This is a genomic window from Vibrio sp. EJY3, assembly GCF_000241385.1.
Classification (GTDB): domain Bacteria; phylum Pseudomonadota; class Gammaproteobacteria; order Enterobacterales; family Vibrionaceae; genus Vibrio; species Vibrio natriegens.
In genome coordinates, this window is the sequence record NC_016614.1 from 658,331 (window position 1) to 674,657 (window position 16,327).

Here is a 16,327-nt window from a genome sequence, read left to right on the forward strand (position 1 = left end):
AACCAAGGAGTGGCTATGTGGGATTACTCGGAAAAGGTGAAGGAACACTTCTTTCATCCAAAAAACGCAAAATTAGTTAGTGACGCTAATGCACGTGGGGATGTTGGTTCAATCAGTTGCGGGGACGCATTGAGTTTAACGCTTAAAGTTGAACCTGACACTGAAGTGATCTTAGACGCTGGTTTTCAAACCTTCGGGTGTGGAAGCGCGATTGCGTCGTCATCAGCACTGACAGAGATGATCATCGGTAAATCACTTGATGAGGCCTTGAGCATTACAAATAACGACATAGCGGAATATCTTGATGGTCTACCGCCAGAAAAAATGCATTGTTCTGTAATGGGGATGGAAGCATTACATGCGGCAGTCGCTAACTATCGTGGTGAAACGTTAGAAGATGATCATGAAGAAGGGGAGTTAATATGCAAGTGCTTTGCTATTGATGACTTGATGATAAAACGCGTGGTTGCAGCCAATAAACTCACCACGCTTGAAGAAGTGATCAACTACACCAAGGCGGGCGGAGCATGCACCTCTTGCCATGAAAAAATTGAGTGGGTATTAGAAGATTGCCTTAAAGAAATGGCAGAACAAGGTTTGATTACTGATGTATCCAAAAAACAAGATGAGCCGGAAACTGAGATCGTCGCCATTGTTGAGTCCATCATTGAACAAGTTCGTCCTTCGGTGCAATCCGATGGCGGTGACATTAGCCTGGTCGATATTGAAGACAATATCATTTTTGTTGAAATGAGCGGCGCATGTGTTGGATGTGGCTTATCTGGCCTGACGATGGCGAACTTGGAACAAAAAATCACTCAAGCCTTGGGTGACGCTTATACGGTATTCCCAGTTCAACAAAACGCATCGAACACGATTAAAAAGGAAGGCTCTTATGACGTATAACGCCAAATTAAGCAGTGATAAGCTGGTTTACCTTGATAACAATGCGACAACCCGTATTGACCCTAAAGCGCTCGAAGTGATGTTACCGTATCTAGATACTTTTTATGGCAATCCTTCTTCGATTCATCGTCTTGGAGCCGCCGTCGGTCATGCGATGGAGACAGCACGCGAACAAGTTCAGAAGTTAATTGGTGCGGAACACGCAAGCGAAGTCATCTTTACTTCTTGTGCGACCGAAGCGACGTCTACGGCCATTCTATCTGCGGTTGAAGCCTACCCAGATAAGAAAGAGATCATTACCACACAAGTTGAGCATCCGGCGACGCTGCAACTTTGTCAGATGTTGGAGCGCAAAGGCTACACCGTTCACTGGATAGGTGTGGATAAAAAAGGTCGCCTCGACATGACTGCCCTCAAAGCGGCTTTAAGCCGCAATGTTGCGATACTTTCTATCATGTGGGCCAACAATGAAACCGGCACGATATTCCCTATTGAACAAGTCGCTCAACTGGCGAAATCATTTGGTGTGACTGTTCATGTAGACGCGGTCCAAATGGTAGGGAAATGCCCGGTAAATGTACAAACTTGCCCGATTGATATGTTGTCGATTTCGGGGCACAAGTTTCATGCGCCAAAAGGGATTGGGGCTTTATATGTAAAACGCGGCACTAAGTTCCGTCCGTTATTACGTGGTGGACACCAAGAGCGTGGAAGACGTGCTGGCACGGAAAACGCAGCATCTGTCATCGCAATGGGTAAGGCTGCTGAACTGGCATGTGTAGCACTTGAAACAGAAACGCATCGAATTCAAATGCTTCGCGATCGGCTTGAACAAGGGCTACTTGCGCGAATTCCCAATTGCTTTGTGACGGGCTTTCCGAAACGTCGAGTTCCGAATACCACCAACATCGCTGTGGAGTATGTCGAAGGTGAGGCACTTTTGTTGATGATGAATCAGGTTGGTATTGCCGCATCGTCGGGGTCCGCTTGTACCTCAGGATCACTAGAGCCGTCTCATGTGATGAAAGCGATGCAGATACCGTTTACTGCGGCCCACGGTACATTGCGATTTTCTCTGTCTCGATTTACGACCGATGAAGATATCGATCATGTGCTCGAACATTTGCCGCCGATCGTCGCACGATTGCGTGAAATGTCGCCGTATTGGAACTCAGAAACACAACAGGGTAGTGAGACGGAATTTATTCCAGTCTATGGCTAGGAGTGTCGCGATGGATAAGCAAGCGCAGCCGTTAAATGTCATTATCAATGACACAACATTACGTGATGGTGAACAGAGCCCCGGTGTGGGCTTTACCATCGACGAAAAGGTAAACATTGCTTTATTGCTCGAGTCTGCAGGCGTCAGTGAGCTTGAAGTCGGTATCCCGGCGATGGGTGAGCGGGAGCGTGAGGGTATTAAGGCTATCACCCATAGTCTCACACATTCCAAGACGATGGGGTGGTGTCGGATGTTAGCGGAAGATGTGGATTGTGCGGTTGATCTTGGACTGGATTGGCTTGATCTTTCGGTACCTGTATCGCACCAGCAAATCAAACATAAGCTGAATAAGACACTGGAGCAGGTGATAAGAGCTTGCGAATCCGTCATTCAACAGGCCATAGATAACGGTATGCAAGTCTGTGTGGGAATGGAGGACGCATCCCGCGCCGATCATGATGTGTTATGCCGGGTACTCGAAGTGGCGGAATCTTTTGGTGCGAGCCGGGTTCGCTTCGCTGACACACTCGGTATTCTCGATCCGTTTTCTACATACCAGACCATATCTGAATTACGAGCTCAAACGGGTCTTCAGATTGAGATGCATGCACATAACGATTTGGGAATGGCGACCGCGAACTCTTTAGCGGCAATACGTGCAGGGGCAAACTCTATTAACACGACAGTGAATGGTTTGGGCGAGCGCGCAGGTAATGCCGCGCTGGAAGAGATAGCGGTTGCGCTAAAGGTGCTTAATTACGCAGAAACTGGCGTCGATTTGCTAAAGCTTGAAGGTTTGTGTCGCTATGTTCAAGTCGCCTCTGGCCGTCCGCTGATGCCACAAAAGGCCATCGTTGGGGACTGTGCTTTTACGCATGAATCGGGCATCCACGTTGATGGCTTACTCAAGGATATTAAGAACTATCAGGGTGTTGAGCCAAGTCTGGTAGGACGAGACCATCAAATGGTTCTGGGTAAGCACTCAGGTATGCAGGCCATTGAGTCAATCTATACAGCGATGGGGATCAGGCTGACTACAGCACAGTGTGAATTGATAAAAGCACAACTCGTCAATTGGGCTGAAACTTACAAATGTGTCCCGGATCCTCAGCAGTTGCGTAGTTTCACCTCAATGATTTTACACACGGCTTAATCTCAAAACTTTCGGGAGAGAATGGTATGGATACCAGAGAGCAGCGTCGGCTTATTGAAGATCTTGAACAACTGGAGGGCGTGGAGGATTTTTTAGAATACTTCGCCATTGAATACGATCGCCAGATTGTACAGAGCAAGCACATTCCGCTGTTAAGGCTTTGTCGTCAGCTCTTAGACGCAAGGAAAGTGACAGACAACTACGATGATTACCGAAGTGCATTATCGATAGCCTATGGACAAATTACGCGTGGAAGGCTTCCTACGGTAAATCAAAGCGCTTGTGCGACATGTCAGTCAGATTGTGACCAAGCGGAGTAACCTTATGCAGGCAGAGATACCCCGTTTTGAATCGGGTGACGAAGTTCGAGTAGTGAGAAATATTCGCAATGATGGCAGTTTTCAGGACAGTGACAAAGGAGACTTGCTCGTTGAAGCCGGAAGCGTCGGTATTGTTCGGAGTTACGGTTATTTTTTGCAGACACAGCTCATTTATCAAATTTTTATCGCAGCAGAAAACAAAGTGGTTGGCGTGAGAGACAGTGAAGTTATTGACGCCACATTGCCTTGGGTTCCTTGCCTGTTTCGGTCTTTAGATAAAGCAAAATTGACTTGCAGTTTAGTCATGTTTGGCGAGCCACTTGCGTCCAAAGGTGACGTAATAGAAGTGCACCGAGTTTATCGAAATTTAGATGATGGAACCGTTAACTACGAAGTTAAGTTTGGAGAGCACACGATTACCTTAGATGCCACGCGATTAAGTCCAATAGAGGCATAGGAGTAACAGCATGGAAGCATATAAACGTCACTATCTGACTGCGAAAGTGGCGACAGAAAGATATCAATTAAATCCTCAGTGGCTGAGTGAGCAGCAAAAGCAAGATGTAAACACGCAGGTTGAGCAGCTTTTTCGAATTCAGTCGGCAGTACTAAGCTCGAATCTAGGCATTCAAACTTACGTTCATGACGATGAGCTTGAACAGGCGATAAATGACGTAATGGAAGGGTATCCAAGCTTAGAGGAATTTTATCGTGCGCTTAACGGGCAACAGTTGTCAGAAAGTGATCTCAGGCTGGCGTTAAAGGATGAACTTCGCTGCAATAAAGTGTTAGAAAAAGTCAGTAGTGATGTTCCCGAGCTTAGTGAACAAGCGGCTTTCGAACATTATCAAGCCAACCAGGAAAAGTTTGTACGCCCAAGCCTGTGGGAGCTAAGTCAAATACTGGTCACCGTAAATAACGATATTGAGGAAAACCACCGTAAACCTGCATTTGCTCGTATTCAGACAGCAAAGCAAGAGTTAAAGGAGAGAGATTTTTCTCAAGTCGCACTGAAATATTCTGAATGCCCGAGTGCAGTCAATGATGGCTATCTGGGATGGTGTGAAGAGGCCAAACTTTTTCCGCAAATCGCACAGCAGTTACCACTGCTTGATCTTATGGAGATTAGCTCAGTTATTGAGACGGAAATTGGTTTCCATTTGGTTCGTGTCCACTCAGTAAAACCCAGTGGTCAATTACCATTTGAGCAAGCCTATCCCTATCTCAAACAAAAACATCAACAAAGAGCGAAAGCGTACATACAGAAGCAGTGGGTGTCGCAGTTGTTAGCGGAAGAGGGATAGTTTTATGGCCAAAAATAGATCTAACCTCAGTTGTTGCTTGGCTGCTGCGATGCTGTTCTCGAGCAACAGCTACAGCCAATCTCTGACACTTGCTGTTGCAAATAACTTTTATCGTCCAATGAAAGCGCTTGCGAGTGATTACACGCAACTGCATAGCGAGGATGTAGAAATTAGCACTGGTTCAACGGGCCAGCTTTATGCGCAGATTGTTAACGGTGCACCATTTGACTTGTTCTTTTCAGCCGATCAACGACGACCTCAACTGTTGGTGGAACAACAATTGGCTGATAACCGTTTTACGTACGCACAAGGCGTTTTGGTGGCATGGTCGCCTGTTGAGAATCTTGACGTTAAATCAGAGTTATTTTCGGCAAATTTTCAATACCTTGCGATCGCTGATCCAAAGCTTGCTCCCTATGGGTTGGCAGCACAGCAGATGCTTGAGAAGCATCAAAAGTGGCAAGGTGTGCAGAACAAACTGGTAATTGGTAAAGGGTTGAACGCGACCTATCAATTTGTTTTTACTGGTAATGCACAAATCGGACTGTTGGCCAAATCTCAGGTTTTCCAGCAAGGAAAGTTTCAGTCTGGGAGCGTTTGGCAAGTGCCTTCGAGTGCTTACCAGTCAATTAAGCAAGATGCAGTGACGCTGACGTTGGGGAAAGGTAAAGCCAGTGCGACGCAATTTATTGCTTACCTGAAAAGCGACCGCGCTAAAGCGATCATTCGCAGCTATGGCTATTTGACCGACTAAAAGAAAGAGTGAGGAATACGCCATTGGATGGTTTAGTGATTGTTACAACACTCAAGTTGGCTTTCGTCGTAACGTGCGCACTGTTGGTGATTGGCATACCTACAGCTTGGTGGTTATGTCATGGTAAATCGCGTTTTAAGCCGGTGATAGAGTCTGTTCTGCTGCTACCTTTGGTTCTGCCGCCGACCGTTCTCGGTTTTTACCTGCTCGTACTACTTGGACCGCAGGGCAGTGTGGGACAAATTTTATATCAGTTGGGCTGGCAACAACTGCCGTTCACTTTCACAGGTATTGCGGTGGCTTGCACCATACACTCGCTACCGTTCGTCCTCCAACCGCTTAAGAACGCGTTCGCCTCCATCGGTAAAAGACCAATGGAAGTCGCGGCCACATTACGTGCATCGCCACTCGATACGTTTATTACGGTCACATTACCTCTGGCATGGCCGGGTGTTTTATCTTCTGCTGTCATGGGGTTTTGCCACACACTAGGCGAGTTCGGCGTGGTGCTTATGATTGGAGGAAATATACCAGGACAAACTCGGGTTATGTCGGTCGAAATTTACAATCATGTTGAAGCACTCGACTATCTAAATGCCCATATTTTATCGGCCGGATTAGTCGGTTTTTCTTTTCTGGCGTTGTTGTTGATTCATTGGCTCAACAGTCTGCATAAAGCCAGAATGGAGTAGGAGTACTCGTATGATCAACGCGACAGTTATTGAAAGCGAAGGCGTGATAATTACTGAAAATGAAGGTTCAATAAGCGCGAAGCTGAACATCAACTATGAAGACTTTCAGCTCAAGGCAGAGTTAGATCTGCCCAGTCGAGGTGTGACCGTGCTTTTTGGGCATTCAGGTTGTGGGAAGACCACCTGTTTGAGAGCTATTGCGGGGCTTGTTCGAGTAGAACAAGGCGAAGTACGAGTCAACAGCGAACAGTGGCAAAGCTGGGATGGAAAAGTTTTTCTTCCTACCTTTGAACGCCGAATCGGTTACGTTTTTCAGGAGCCAAGTCTATTTCCGCATTTAAACGTTGATCAAAACCTCGCTTATGCCGAGAAGCGGGTAAAGACACAACCAACACTGTTTAAACGTGACAGCATTTTGCCGTTACTAGGCATCAATCACTTGTTGAATCGTTATCCATCACAACTTTCCGGAGGAGAGAAACAGCGAGTGGCGATTGCGCGTGCTTTGCTGACACAGCCCCAATTGTTGCTGATGGACGAGCCGTTATCGGCACTGGACCATGCCAGAAAAGAAGAGTTCTTACCTTACCTAGAACGTCTTCAGAGGGTGTGGGATCTGCCTATCATCTATGTCACTCACTCGGTACAGGAACTAGCAAGGTTAGCCGATCATATTGTGTTGTTTAATCAAGGCAACATTATCGCCAGTGGTGGTGCTCAACAGGTAATGTCTGATGCTCAGTTTAGTCATCTGTTTGGCGAGGAAATGGGGAGTGTATTTGACACAGTGGTGAAAAGCCGTTGCGAAAAGTATGGCATGACGGAGGTGGTGTGTGACAATGTCACGTTTCATATCCCCGGAGAAACGGCGAACATTGGAGAGCGCCAGCGATGTCGGATTCTGGCCAGCGATGTGGGGATAGCATTGGATGAACCAGTTTCCACCACAATACTTAACCGGTTACCGGCAAAGATTATCGAGATTGAATCGAAGTCCATTCAATCTGGTGAAGCTATAGTTGTATTGGAACTCGCTAATCAACAACGTTTACTCGCCAGAGTAACGGTTAAATCGCTTCATGAACTCGACTTACAGCGAGATCAGCGTGTCTGGGCGCTCATTAAAGCTGTCGCGATTTGTTAAGAGCGATAGATTAAATACCCGAATAGCGCACTTTTTGGTGAGACACCACTTTTATTCGTTCATCTATACTTTCAATAGATAGTCATGATGGAGAGGTGGCTGCCATGGACTTTACAGAAAAACTTCGGCTAAAAGGTAAGGCGGAAGAAGACCTCTATTTTGCGAAGTTAGACCGTCAGCTTATCGAAGCACTGCATGCAAAGCAGAAACAAGAGCAGGCTATTTTGAAGTCAGAAGAGTCACAGGATCCAATCCTAACGGCGACGATGGAAACAAAATAACCGGCGCTATCTGAATAATGTGTTTACAGACAGATGCTCGTGAAATCCCAGTTAGGTCATGTCAATTACGTTGAGTGGGTAAGACGCGTTTATACAATCTATTACGCCCACCATTTAATACCGGGCTTTCTTCAAACTTAAGTAACCTTCTACCATCAGTACAAAAACAGCGAGCCAAATTGCAATATACGTTGGCCACTCTTCCGCTGTGATACTCTCGCCTAACAAAATCGCCACCACAACTAAAAGAACGGGTTCAACATAGACCAACAGACCAAACAAACTGAGGTTAAGGTGCGGCGCAGACAAAGATTGAAATGCCAGGGCTAACGTACTGATTAACCCCAAACCGAGAATTAACCACAGGAGATCAGAACTTACATTGATCTCTTGAAGAATGTAGCCGCTTTCAAAAATAAAGTAGAGACTGACAGGCAGGCTCAGCATCATATCGAACCAAACACCACCAATATTGTTAGTCTCAGTTTTTTGTCTTAGCCAAAAATAGATTGGGTAACCTAAGCAGATAACCAGTGTAGGCCAGGCTAATGTCTGAGAAATGACCATTTGGTTGAGAATCCCCAGTACGGCAAAAAAGCACGCTAACTTTTGAAAACGCGATAACTGATCGTTAAATGCCAAACGTCCCACCAAAACTAACGTGATCGGCATAATAAAATAGCCAAGCGATACCGCAAGTCCATAGCCATTCACGGGTGCCCACAAAAATAGCCACAACTGGATTCCAATTAAAAAAGACGTCAAGAACCGAGTTAAGATGAACATTAAGTTAAATTGCAATAATCGCTGAAAGATACCCACAACTTGATGCCAATTGCCGTTTAGCAAAATGAAACCCGTTAAAAGAGGGAAAGTGATTAAAATACGCCATCCATAAATTTCTTCTCCATCGAGTTCACCGAGTAAAGACGTGTAAGCGAACATAGCTGCGAAGAGGGCCGACCCGATGATATTGAGAGTCACGCCAAAAGGAGTATTGGTTCTAGTGTGCATAATTATTTTCGAGTGCGATTCAAATTGATGATGGTACTTATACCAATCGTAGTAAATAACTGGTCATTCTAGCTTGTTAAAATGCTCGATAACGGCGTTAAAAATTTTGATTGTAGGATAACTACTTATCGAAAAATTTTGCCTTGTTCTCCAGCATTTTTCCTACGCTACCTCTGATCACTTACTTACTGTGATTGGTATTTCAAAACACGTGAGCTTGTTAGCGTAGTTACGAGCGGACTTATTCAGGAATGAGTCAGTTGTTTTACCGCATGATTATCGATTGCTCAATGTGTTGCAAAATTATTGTTGCGTTCTGTTGCGTAAGCTAACAGAAATGAAACATCTTTGCACCAAATGTGTGCTTGAGTGCATAAAAAGATAAGATTCGAGGTTGCTCATACGCTTCTCGTAGATAGATGAGCCAGAAACCTTTAATTTATTATGTCTATTCCTGTTAATCTTAAAATATTATCTCAACCAGTGCTTTGTTGATGCTCCGTTGTATCGACCCTAACTCGAAATTTACGTTTAATTTTAATTAATATTCATCGTTAAATCTGAAGAATAAATGTATTCGATTACACTCTATTATATTTAATTGTCTTGAATTTAAGGTGGATAGAATAATTAAATGTTCATATTATTTTAACTTAACAATGACACTCTGATCGGAATGTAACTAATTAAAATGCAATAATATTACCTTTTGCTTAATTAGCTATCTCTATGAATTTCATTAACTTAAAAGTCATATTTAAATGCTAATTTAATATTAAATATACGGTTAACCACTACAAGTAAGTCTCCGCGATATTAAACATTCAATCTATAAAACATGGATGAGATACAAGATGAAAAAAACACTGATTACATTATCGGTGGGTCTGGCACTTTCTAACGTTGCCAACGCCGAAGTTTTGATTACGGAATATGTTGAAGGCGGCAGCTATAATAAAGCAATAGAGCTGTACAACAATGGCTCGGAAAGTGTTCTGCTCTCTAATTACACGTTAGCACGCTATAAAGATGGCTCTGAAATCCCGACACAAATGTTGAATTTGACTGGTACTTTAGCGCCACAAGAGCTGTTGGTCGTACAAAACAGTCTGGCAGAGCTGTCACTATCGGCTGATGTTGCCACTATCATTTCTTCTGCTCTGGTACACAATGGTGGTGATGCGGTTGCGCTTCTTAATGATGGCAATGTAGTTGATATTGTTGGCGATGTGCCAACGACAAGTGGTTGGGGAAAAGACATCACCCTGCGCCGTATAGGACGTTCTGCGAGCACAGTGTTCGATGAGAGTGACTGGAGCAGCTACGCCAAAGATACCTTTGACGGTTTGGGAAGCTTGTCGGATGAAGGTGTAGATAACACCATTCCAGACGCGACAGCAACAACCATCATGGAAATGCAGGGGGATGCCTGGAGTTCACCTCTGATTGAATCTGGTTATGAATCAGAAGGGTATTACGAAGTTACAGGTATCGTGACAGCGATTCAAACGTCTGCACTAGGTAATGACCTGCCAGTAGGATTCTTCCTGCAAGATCAATATGGGGACGGTAATGAGAATACCTCTGATGCAATTTTCATCAGAGGTGATATTAGTGGTATTGAGGTCGGCAATACCGTTACGGTGCAGGGTAAAGCTTACGAAAGCTATGGCTGGACTCAACTGATTGATACGCATGTTAATAATGTTGAGCCTACCCAAATCACGATAACTCCAACGCCACTGCGTACTCGGGATACGGATGACAGTTTCGACTTCACTCTGGAACGTCATGAAGGCATGCTTGTTGAGCTGGACGAAGCAGCAGATATGCATATCACGCGAACGTTCAGCTTTGATTACGACGCATACCGCTACAACATGATGGCATCGTATGAACGGGTTAACCTACATATGAACCAGCAAAATGTAGCGGGGTCCGTCGAAGCCGCAGCTAAGGACAATGAAAATAAAGATCGCCGAATCTATATTGAGTCATTCCAAAAAGCGGCTAACGGTGTTGTGCCTTGGTACAGTGATTTTCTGACAGAAAGTGCGGTTCCAATGGAAGACGGTACAACAACCAGTGATGACTATATCCGCATCGACGACACTATTAACGGACTTCAGGGCGTATTGGGGTACTCATACAGTGATTTCCGTCTGTACGTTACCAATGAAGCAACGCAAGACACGTTTATTCACAATAATGACCGTACCTCGACGCCGGATCTTGTCGATGGGGACCTGCGCGTCGCGACTTTCAACGTACTTAACTACTTTAACTCTCCATTTGGCGGGGCTGAAAACCCATATGGTGACAACCGTGGTGCGGAAACAGCCGATGAGTTTGAACGTCAGGGTGATAAAATTGCCAAAGCCATCGTCGCGATGGATGCAGATATCGTTGGTCTGATGGAGATTGAAAACAACGGTTTTGGCGAAGCGTCTGCTGTAGCGCATCTGGTTAATAAAATTAATCTTTTGATTGAAGATGAGTCTAACCAGTATTCGTACGTGTCCAGCGAAGATTACGACTACGTTGGTACCGATGCCATCACTAACCAGGTGATTTTTAAACCTGCTAAAGTCACACTTGATACATACCGACTGATTGAAATGCCGGAGCAACACGCGACCGAAGGTGAGGATACTGACAACTATCAAAGAGATGCCATTACTCCTACTTTCCGTATCAATGGCACTGACGAGACCATCACGGTGTCTGTTAATCACTTCAAGTCAAAGGGCTCAACCTGCTGGGAAGATGTAAACCTGCAGAATAAGCAAGATGTTGATGGACAGGGATCATGTGAAAATTTCCGAGTTTCTGCCGCACAACACTTGGGTACTGAGTTAGCTAAAATTGATGGACACAAGTTGATCCTAGGTGACTTGAACTCTTACGCCAGCGAAGATCCGATTTTGTTGTTAACAGAGCTTCCGGAAGGTTACTCGGTGACACCAGCTCGTGATACGTTTATTGGTGATCAAAAAATGGATGGTGCTCAACCTGAAAGCCTCTCACAATCCTTTGGCTATAGAAATGTTATCAGAGAATGGCATCCGAATTCATACAGCTATTCGTACGACGACACTCTAGGAACACTGGATTATATTTTGGCAGATGCAGAAACGGCAGAAAACAACGTCGTTGCAGCTATCGATTGGAATATCAACTCGCCTGAATCCACTTATGTTGATTACACAACAGAGTACTCAGGTGACTTACCGAAATATTCTGATATTTACCGAGCGTCTGATCATGATCCAGCGATCGTTGTACTTGCATTTGGCAATGATGATAAACATAAGCCTGGAAAGCACCCGAATCATCCTAACAAGCACAACAAACATAAAAATAAACACAACCAGTCCGACAACAAAAACAAGCCTAAGAAACCGTGGTTTCAAGGTGGTAACTAAGACATAAGTGTTTATTGAAGTGAAGGTTTTTAGGTTGACTTTATTTGTATGGATAGTTTTACCTTCCAGATAAGTAATGTCACTTAAATAACAGCCACTTAAGCCCGGCCAGGAAGTAAACAGTTTCCTATTGCCGGGCTTTTCTTATAACTGCCGATAAACTAAACCGAATGGTGGTGTGGTGCCAAATGGCGCGCTCTCAGTCATCATTCATCCGACGTGTTATTAAATTCCTTACTCAACCAAGACTTCAACTTAAGAACATTTTCGTTGCGCAGCTTTTCTGGTTTGCAAACAAAGAAAAACTCCAAATGCGGATTTTTAACTGGCGACCCTATTTCTACCAACAAACCGTGCTTAATTTCATCACGGACGAATAATCGGTGTGTAACGAAAACACCCAGCTTTCGGATTGCGGCCTGAACGGCATGTATTGACGCGATAAAACTCAAATTATTTTGCTTCTTGGGAACGGGCAGAGAGTTACCCTGACACCAAACACTCCAGTCCTGCTTTCTACGCAGGTTTTCAGCATAAATCGCAGGATAGCGTTGCAATAATTCAGCAGCGGACGGGAAGTCTTGTGATGAATCCAACAGGTCAGGGCTGCATACCAGTAACAGCTCATCATCTCCGAGCTTTTCGCAATAGTAGTCTTCCCATTCATCGGACTTACCGTGAATGATTGCTACGTCCACACCTTCTTGGTTTAAATCAAAAGGACCGATTAGATTAGACAGGCGAATGTCCGCGTTTGGGGCGTATTGTTGGAAGTTATCGACTCTTGGTACCCACCAATGGATTGCCAGAGAGTTAATCATATTCAGTGTGATTCGATTTGATTGTGGCTGGTGAGTAACGGCTTGCGTCGCATCAACGATCGTTTTTAATGCCGGAGCAATGTCATTGTAGTACTTCTGGCCAACTGAATTGAGTTGAACCTGCCTGCCGACTCGTTGAAACAATGGTTGCCCGATGAGTGATTCAAGGCTTTTTATCGCTTGGCTGATTGCAGAGTGGCTCACGCTAAGTATACCAGCGGCTTCTGTCATGCTGCCGGTTTCTGCGACCGCAACAAATGCGTAAAGAGATTTCAGAGGTGGTCGTTTATTCATTTGTAAGTTTATCTAACAGGTTTGTTTAAATATATTCGTTTTTTTCTCTGTTGTCATTGCACTAGTATGGGCTCGTCAATAGGGAGGATACTATCTTGTCGAAGAACCACGCTGTACCTTATATGCTAATTTCAACGTTCAGTTTGTCATTAACTGGACTTCTATTAAAAAAACTTACCGAAATGATGGGTATTGAGCTGCTTACGTTTCTCCGTTTTCTTATGCCAACCTTGTTGCTTTTTGCAATTGTAGTGGCTTCAAAGTTACCTATGCCGCCACGTAAAGTAGTAAAGCCTATTATTATTCGTGGGCTATGCATCGCTGCATGCCAGTTGTGCTTCATTGCCTCATTGAATACTTTATCTCTGGTTGAAAGCTCGGTACTTTTTGCAACAGGGCCGCTTTTTATTGCCGTTTTAGAAAAGCTGTTTTTTAAAGTAAAGATTAAAACAGAAACGAAATTCGGTTTAGCCGCGACTTTTATTGGCGTTTTAATGCTGGCTGGTGATGTATCCGGAATTCAGTTTAGACCGGAGCTGTTAATTGGTTTAGCTTCGGGACTGTTCAGTGCAGGGTCACAGGTAAGTCTATTTCGCGCTAGCAAAAGGGAGGTGACGCCTTCTGTTCTTAATAGCTGGACATTTCTTATCGCTGCATTGAGCGTGCTACCGTTATCCTTCATATCAGGTTTGCCAGAACCAGACATGCAGATATTGTTAGCACCGCAGGGAAATTTATTGGTGTGGATATGCCTTTTCGGGCTCTCGATATCCGTCGTAGGCAATCAAATTTTCCGCTCTAAAGCGTATAAGCTGGCCGAAAATAACTCTCAAGTTGCACCGTTGATCTTTACCAGTTTGTTGTTCACCGCGATATGGCAAGTGCTGTTTTTTGAAGAGAGCTTTTCTATCTATCAGGTGGTCGGAATTGCGCTCATTATTATTGCTGCGTTGATGAATAGCTTTGCTTCCAAGTTATTCAAGCACTTGTTGCAAACCAGAGTTCGCCATGTTTAGTCGGTTCAGCATAGGGCGTGGAGTGATGACGAATAATCAACTGTAACAAGCTAACACGTAGGATCAAAAGAAAGGGCTGGAGTACCAGCCCTTTTTGATCAAACTTTTGCGAGGATATCTCCAACCACTTTTTCTGGAGGCTGATTGATATCGATATAGATTGCCTCCTGCTCGGTGGGTTCGATCAGAGTATTAAACTGGCTTTCTAGCATCGCTGAACCTTGGAAATAGTGATCTTCTCTGGCCTTTAGACGAGCCCATATCGTGTCAAAATCACCTTTTAAATAGCAGAACGTGAGATCATTACAGCCTGCTCTTAATGTTTCTCTGTATTCTGGTTTTAAGGCAGAGCATGCCAGTACCAAGTTTTCCTGTTCCTGTATTAACGCATTTAAGGTTAACAGCCACTCTTTTCTGTCTTCATCGGTAAGAGGGATGCCATTCCTCATTTTTTCTACGTTCTCCGCTGGATGGTAATCATCACCATCGAAAAAAGGGATGTTCAGAGATTTTGCCAGCGAGTCACCGATAGAAGATTTACCGCACCCAGAAACACCCATAACGACATATTTTTTATTCATAGTATCAACTCATAATTAGGCTTAATGGGCAGATTTATCGCCACCATAATGCAAGCTCTGGGAAAACAATCACGAGAGCAAGAACACTAACTTGTAGTGCTATAAACGGAAGTAGTGCAGTGAATATTTCACCAAGGCTAATGTCTTTAGGCGCAACAGACTTAAGATAAAATGCTGCTGGACCAAAAGGTGGCGACAAGAACGCGACCTGCATGTTTAGACAGAACACCACACCAAACCAGATTGGGTCCATTCCAAGGCCTGTGATGATCGGGACGAAAATCGGCATAGTCAGTAGTGCAACGCCAACCCAGTCCAGGAACATACCCAGAACGAACAGAATCGCCATCATGATAAGCAAGGTAGACATCGCGTTTCCGCCACTTAGCGCGAGAATCGTTTCCTCTACAAAGTCGATACCGCCCATTAGGTTGTATACGCCAACCAAAGCGGAAGCGCCGATACCAATCCACATGATCATGCCGCAGGTACGCATCGTCGCGATAGAAGACTCTTTGATCATCTTCCAATTAAGTTCTTTGCGGATAGCCGCGCTGATAGCAATACCAACCACACCCAGAGCAGAGGCTTCGGTAACTGATGCAATACCGGTGTAAATACTTCCTAGAACCGTCGCTACCGATAGCAAAGGGAAGAACAGCGCTTTGAAGTAACTTGGATGAGCTTCAGCATCTTTAGCCAGGTCTTCTTCTGAAGGTAACGGAGCAAGGTCGGGATTCAGCTTACAGCGAATCAGTACGTAAGCCATGTAGAACATTGCCAGAATAAACGCTGGTAAGAATGCCGCTTTGAATAGTTCGCCAATTGATACGGAAGCCGACAAACCATAGATAATTAGAACGATACTCGGTGGTAGCATGGTGCCTAGTGCACCGCCAGCACATGTGGTGCCGATTGCTAACTTACGGTCATAGCCAAGTCTTAACATTTGTGGCAGAGCAAGAATACCAAGCAGTACCGTTTCACCGCCGATAACGCCCGACATAGATGCAAGGATCACCGCAACAAGCAAGGTTTGAACCGCAACCCCACCGCGAACTTTACGGCCAACACTTTTCATTGCATCGAACAAGTCTCTGGCAATTCCTGAGCGGTCGAGTAACGCAGCCATCAGTACAAACATTGGCACCGCGAGGAACACGTAACCACTGACGAAGCTGAAAATACGGCTCGTAATAAGCGGCAGCGCATCAACGCCAAACCAGCCTAAGGTAAAGATCAGTGCGACAAGGCCTGTTACGAAAGCGAGTTGCATACCAGTCAACAATAGACCAATCATCAACACAAGCATCAGCAAGCTGCCGTACTCGATGCCAATCGATGACAAGTTCGATGTGAAGGTTTGCACACCAACCCATCCTAAAGCAGCGGCTAAGGTC

The 16,327-nt window shown here is 44.8% G+C and carries 16 protein-coding genes; 12 read left to right on the top strand and 4 right to left on the bottom strand.

All coding sequences use genetic code 11. The features are described 5' to 3' along the window. Positions 1-15 precede the first annotated feature (15 nt). The 10 genes from nifU (at position 16) to VEJY3_RS25865 (ending at position 7,776) form a co-directional block, all read left to right on the top strand. Complete coding sequence (gene nifU / locus VEJY3_RS18860) at positions 16-906, top strand: Fe-S cluster assembly protein NifU (RefSeq protein WP_014234011.1); 891 nt, start codon at positions 16-18, stop codon at positions 904-906. After that, positions 896-2,128 (top strand): cysteine desulfurase NifS, encoded by a 1,233-nt coding sequence (nifS, locus tag VEJY3_RS18865; RefSeq protein WP_014234012.1) that lies wholly within the window; start codon positions 896-898, stop codon positions 2,126-2,128. Before nifU ends, nifS begins: the two co-directional genes overlap by 11 nt. A 10-nt stretch (positions 2,129-2,138) precedes the next feature. Further along, complete coding sequence (gene nifV / locus VEJY3_RS18870) at positions 2,139-3,281, top strand: homocitrate synthase (protein WP_014234013.1); 1,143 nt, start codon at positions 2,139-2,141, stop codon at positions 3,279-3,281. A gap of 26 nt (positions 3,282-3,307) precedes the next feature. After that, entirely contained in the window at positions 3,308-3,601 is a 294-nt protein-coding gene (locus VEJY3_RS18875; RefSeq protein ID WP_014234014.1) for a nitrogenase-stabilizing/protective protein NifW, read from the top strand. A 4-nt stretch (positions 3,602-3,605) separates the two neighbouring features. Continuing rightward, the gene (locus tag VEJY3_RS18880) at positions 3,606-4,058 is read left to right on the top strand and encodes a nitrogen fixation protein NifZ (protein WP_014234015.1); all 453 of its coding nucleotides are present in this window, start codon (positions 3,606-3,608) and stop codon (positions 4,056-4,058) included. A gap of 10 nt (positions 4,059-4,068) precedes the next feature. Beyond that, on the top strand, positions 4,069-4,905 hold the full coding sequence (locus tag VEJY3_RS18885) for a peptidylprolyl isomerase (RefSeq protein WP_014234016.1): 837 nt from the start codon (positions 4,069-4,071) through the stop codon (positions 4,903-4,905). A gap of 4 nt (positions 4,906-4,909) precedes the next feature. Continuing rightward, positions 4,910-5,659 (top strand): molybdate ABC transporter substrate-binding protein, encoded by a 750-nt coding sequence (modA, locus tag VEJY3_RS18890; protein ID WP_014234017.1) that lies wholly within the window; start codon positions 4,910-4,912, stop codon positions 5,657-5,659. Between the two features lie 8 nt (positions 5,660-5,667). Next, on the top strand, positions 5,668-6,351 hold the full coding sequence (modB, locus tag VEJY3_RS18895) for a molybdate ABC transporter permease subunit (RefSeq protein WP_237708196.1): 684 nt from the start codon (positions 5,668-5,670) through the stop codon (positions 6,349-6,351). Positions 6,352-6,361: 10 nt separating this feature from the next. Then, on the top strand, positions 6,362-7,495 hold the full coding sequence (modC, locus tag VEJY3_RS18900; protein ID WP_014234019.1) for a molybdenum ABC transporter ATP-binding protein: 1,134 nt from the start codon (positions 6,362-6,364) through the stop codon (positions 7,493-7,495). Positions 7,496-7,599: 104 nt separating this feature from the next. Next, entirely contained in the window at positions 7,600-7,776 is a 177-nt protein-coding gene (locus VEJY3_RS25865) for a hypothetical protein (protein WP_014234020.1), read from the top strand. Between the two features lie 114 nt (positions 7,777-7,890). Here the strand turns inward: VEJY3_RS25865 and rarD are convergent, their stop codons facing one another. Beyond that, positions 7,891-8,790: an EamA family transporter RarD gene (gene rarD, locus VEJY3_RS18905; RefSeq protein WP_014234021.1), complete on the bottom strand. Its 900-nt coding sequence runs from the start codon at positions 8,788-8,790 to the stop codon at positions 7,891-7,893. Between the two features lie 854 nt (positions 8,791-9,644). Between rarD and VEJY3_RS18910 the strand changes: the two genes are divergently transcribed. Continuing rightward, on the top strand, positions 9,645-12,215 hold the full coding sequence (locus VEJY3_RS18910) for an ExeM/NucH family extracellular endonuclease (RefSeq protein WP_014234022.1): 2,571 nt from the start codon (positions 9,645-9,647) through the stop codon (positions 12,213-12,215). Between the two features lie 206 nt (positions 12,216-12,421). Here the strand turns inward: VEJY3_RS18910 and VEJY3_RS18915 are convergent, their stop codons facing one another. Beyond that, positions 12,422-13,330, bottom strand: coding sequence for a LysR substrate-binding domain-containing protein (locus VEJY3_RS18915; protein ID WP_014234023.1), 909 nt, complete (start codon positions 13,328-13,330; stop codon positions 12,422-12,424). 95 nt (positions 13,331-13,425) lie between these two features. Here VEJY3_RS18915 and VEJY3_RS18920 point away from each other — a divergent pair, with 95 nt between their 5' ends. After that, complete coding sequence (locus VEJY3_RS18920) at positions 13,426-14,346, top strand: DMT family transporter (protein WP_014234024.1); 921 nt, start codon at positions 13,426-13,428, stop codon at positions 14,344-14,346. Positions 14,347-14,444: 98 nt separating this feature from the next. Here the strand turns inward: VEJY3_RS18920 and VEJY3_RS18925 are convergent, their stop codons facing one another. Next, a complete protein-coding gene (locus tag VEJY3_RS18925) occupies positions 14,445-14,927 on the bottom strand; it encodes a gluconokinase (RefSeq protein ID WP_014234025.1) in 483 nt (160 codons plus the stop codon). A 34-nt stretch (positions 14,928-14,961) separates the two neighbouring features. Next, positions 14,962-16,239, bottom strand: coding sequence for a TRAP transporter large permease subunit (locus tag VEJY3_RS18930; protein ID WP_049794701.1), 1,278 nt, complete (start codon positions 16,237-16,239; stop codon positions 14,962-14,964). Positions 16,240-16,327: the final 88 nt, after the last annotated feature.

Bases quoted from the DNA above. Each gene is read 5' to 3' on its own strand.
- VEJY3_RS18925 (WP_014234025.1), bottom strand. From the start codon at position 14,927: ATGAATAAAAAATATGTCGTTATGGGTGTTTCTGGGTGCGGTAAATCT.
- VEJY3_RS25865 (WP_014234020.1), top strand. From the start codon at position 7,600: ATGGACTTTACAGAAAAACTTCGGCTAAAAGGTAAGGCGGAAGAAGAC.
- modC (WP_014234019.1), top strand. From the start codon at position 6,362: ATGATCAACGCGACAGTTATTGAAAGCGAAGGCGTGATAATTACTGAA.
- nifU (WP_014234011.1), top strand. From the start codon at position 16: ATGTGGGATTACTCGGAAAAGGTGAAGGAACACTTCTTTCATCCAAAA.
- nifV (WP_014234013.1), top strand. From the start codon at position 2,139: ATGGATAAGCAAGCGCAGCCGTTAAATGTCATTATCAATGACACAACA.
- nifS (WP_014234012.1), top strand. From the start codon at position 896: ATGACGTATAACGCCAAATTAAGCAGTGATAAGCTGGTTTACCTTGAT.
- VEJY3_RS18915 (WP_014234023.1), bottom strand. From the start codon at position 13,330: ATGAATAAACGACCACCTCTGAAATCTCTTTACGCATTTGTTGCGGTC.
- VEJY3_RS18930 (WP_049794701.1), bottom strand. From the start codon at position 16,239: ATGCTTGTGTTGATGATTGGTCTATTGTTGACTGGTATGCAACTCGCT.
- VEJY3_RS18885 (WP_014234016.1), top strand. From the start codon at position 4,069: ATGGAAGCATATAAACGTCACTATCTGACTGCGAAAGTGGCGACAGAA.
- VEJY3_RS18910 (WP_014234022.1), top strand. From the start codon at position 9,645: ATGAAAAAAACACTGATTACATTATCGGTGGGTCTGGCACTTTCTAAC.
- modA (WP_014234017.1), top strand. From the start codon at position 4,910: ATGGCCAAAAATAGATCTAACCTCAGTTGTTGCTTGGCTGCTGCGATG.
- VEJY3_RS18880 (WP_014234015.1), top strand. From the start codon at position 3,606: ATGCAGGCAGAGATACCCCGTTTTGAATCGGGTGACGAAGTTCGAGTA.
- rarD (WP_014234021.1), bottom strand. From the start codon at position 8,790: ATGCACACTAGAACCAATACTCCTTTTGGCGTGACTCTCAATATCATC.
- VEJY3_RS18875 (WP_014234014.1), top strand. From the start codon at position 3,308: ATGGATACCAGAGAGCAGCGTCGGCTTATTGAAGATCTTGAACAACTG.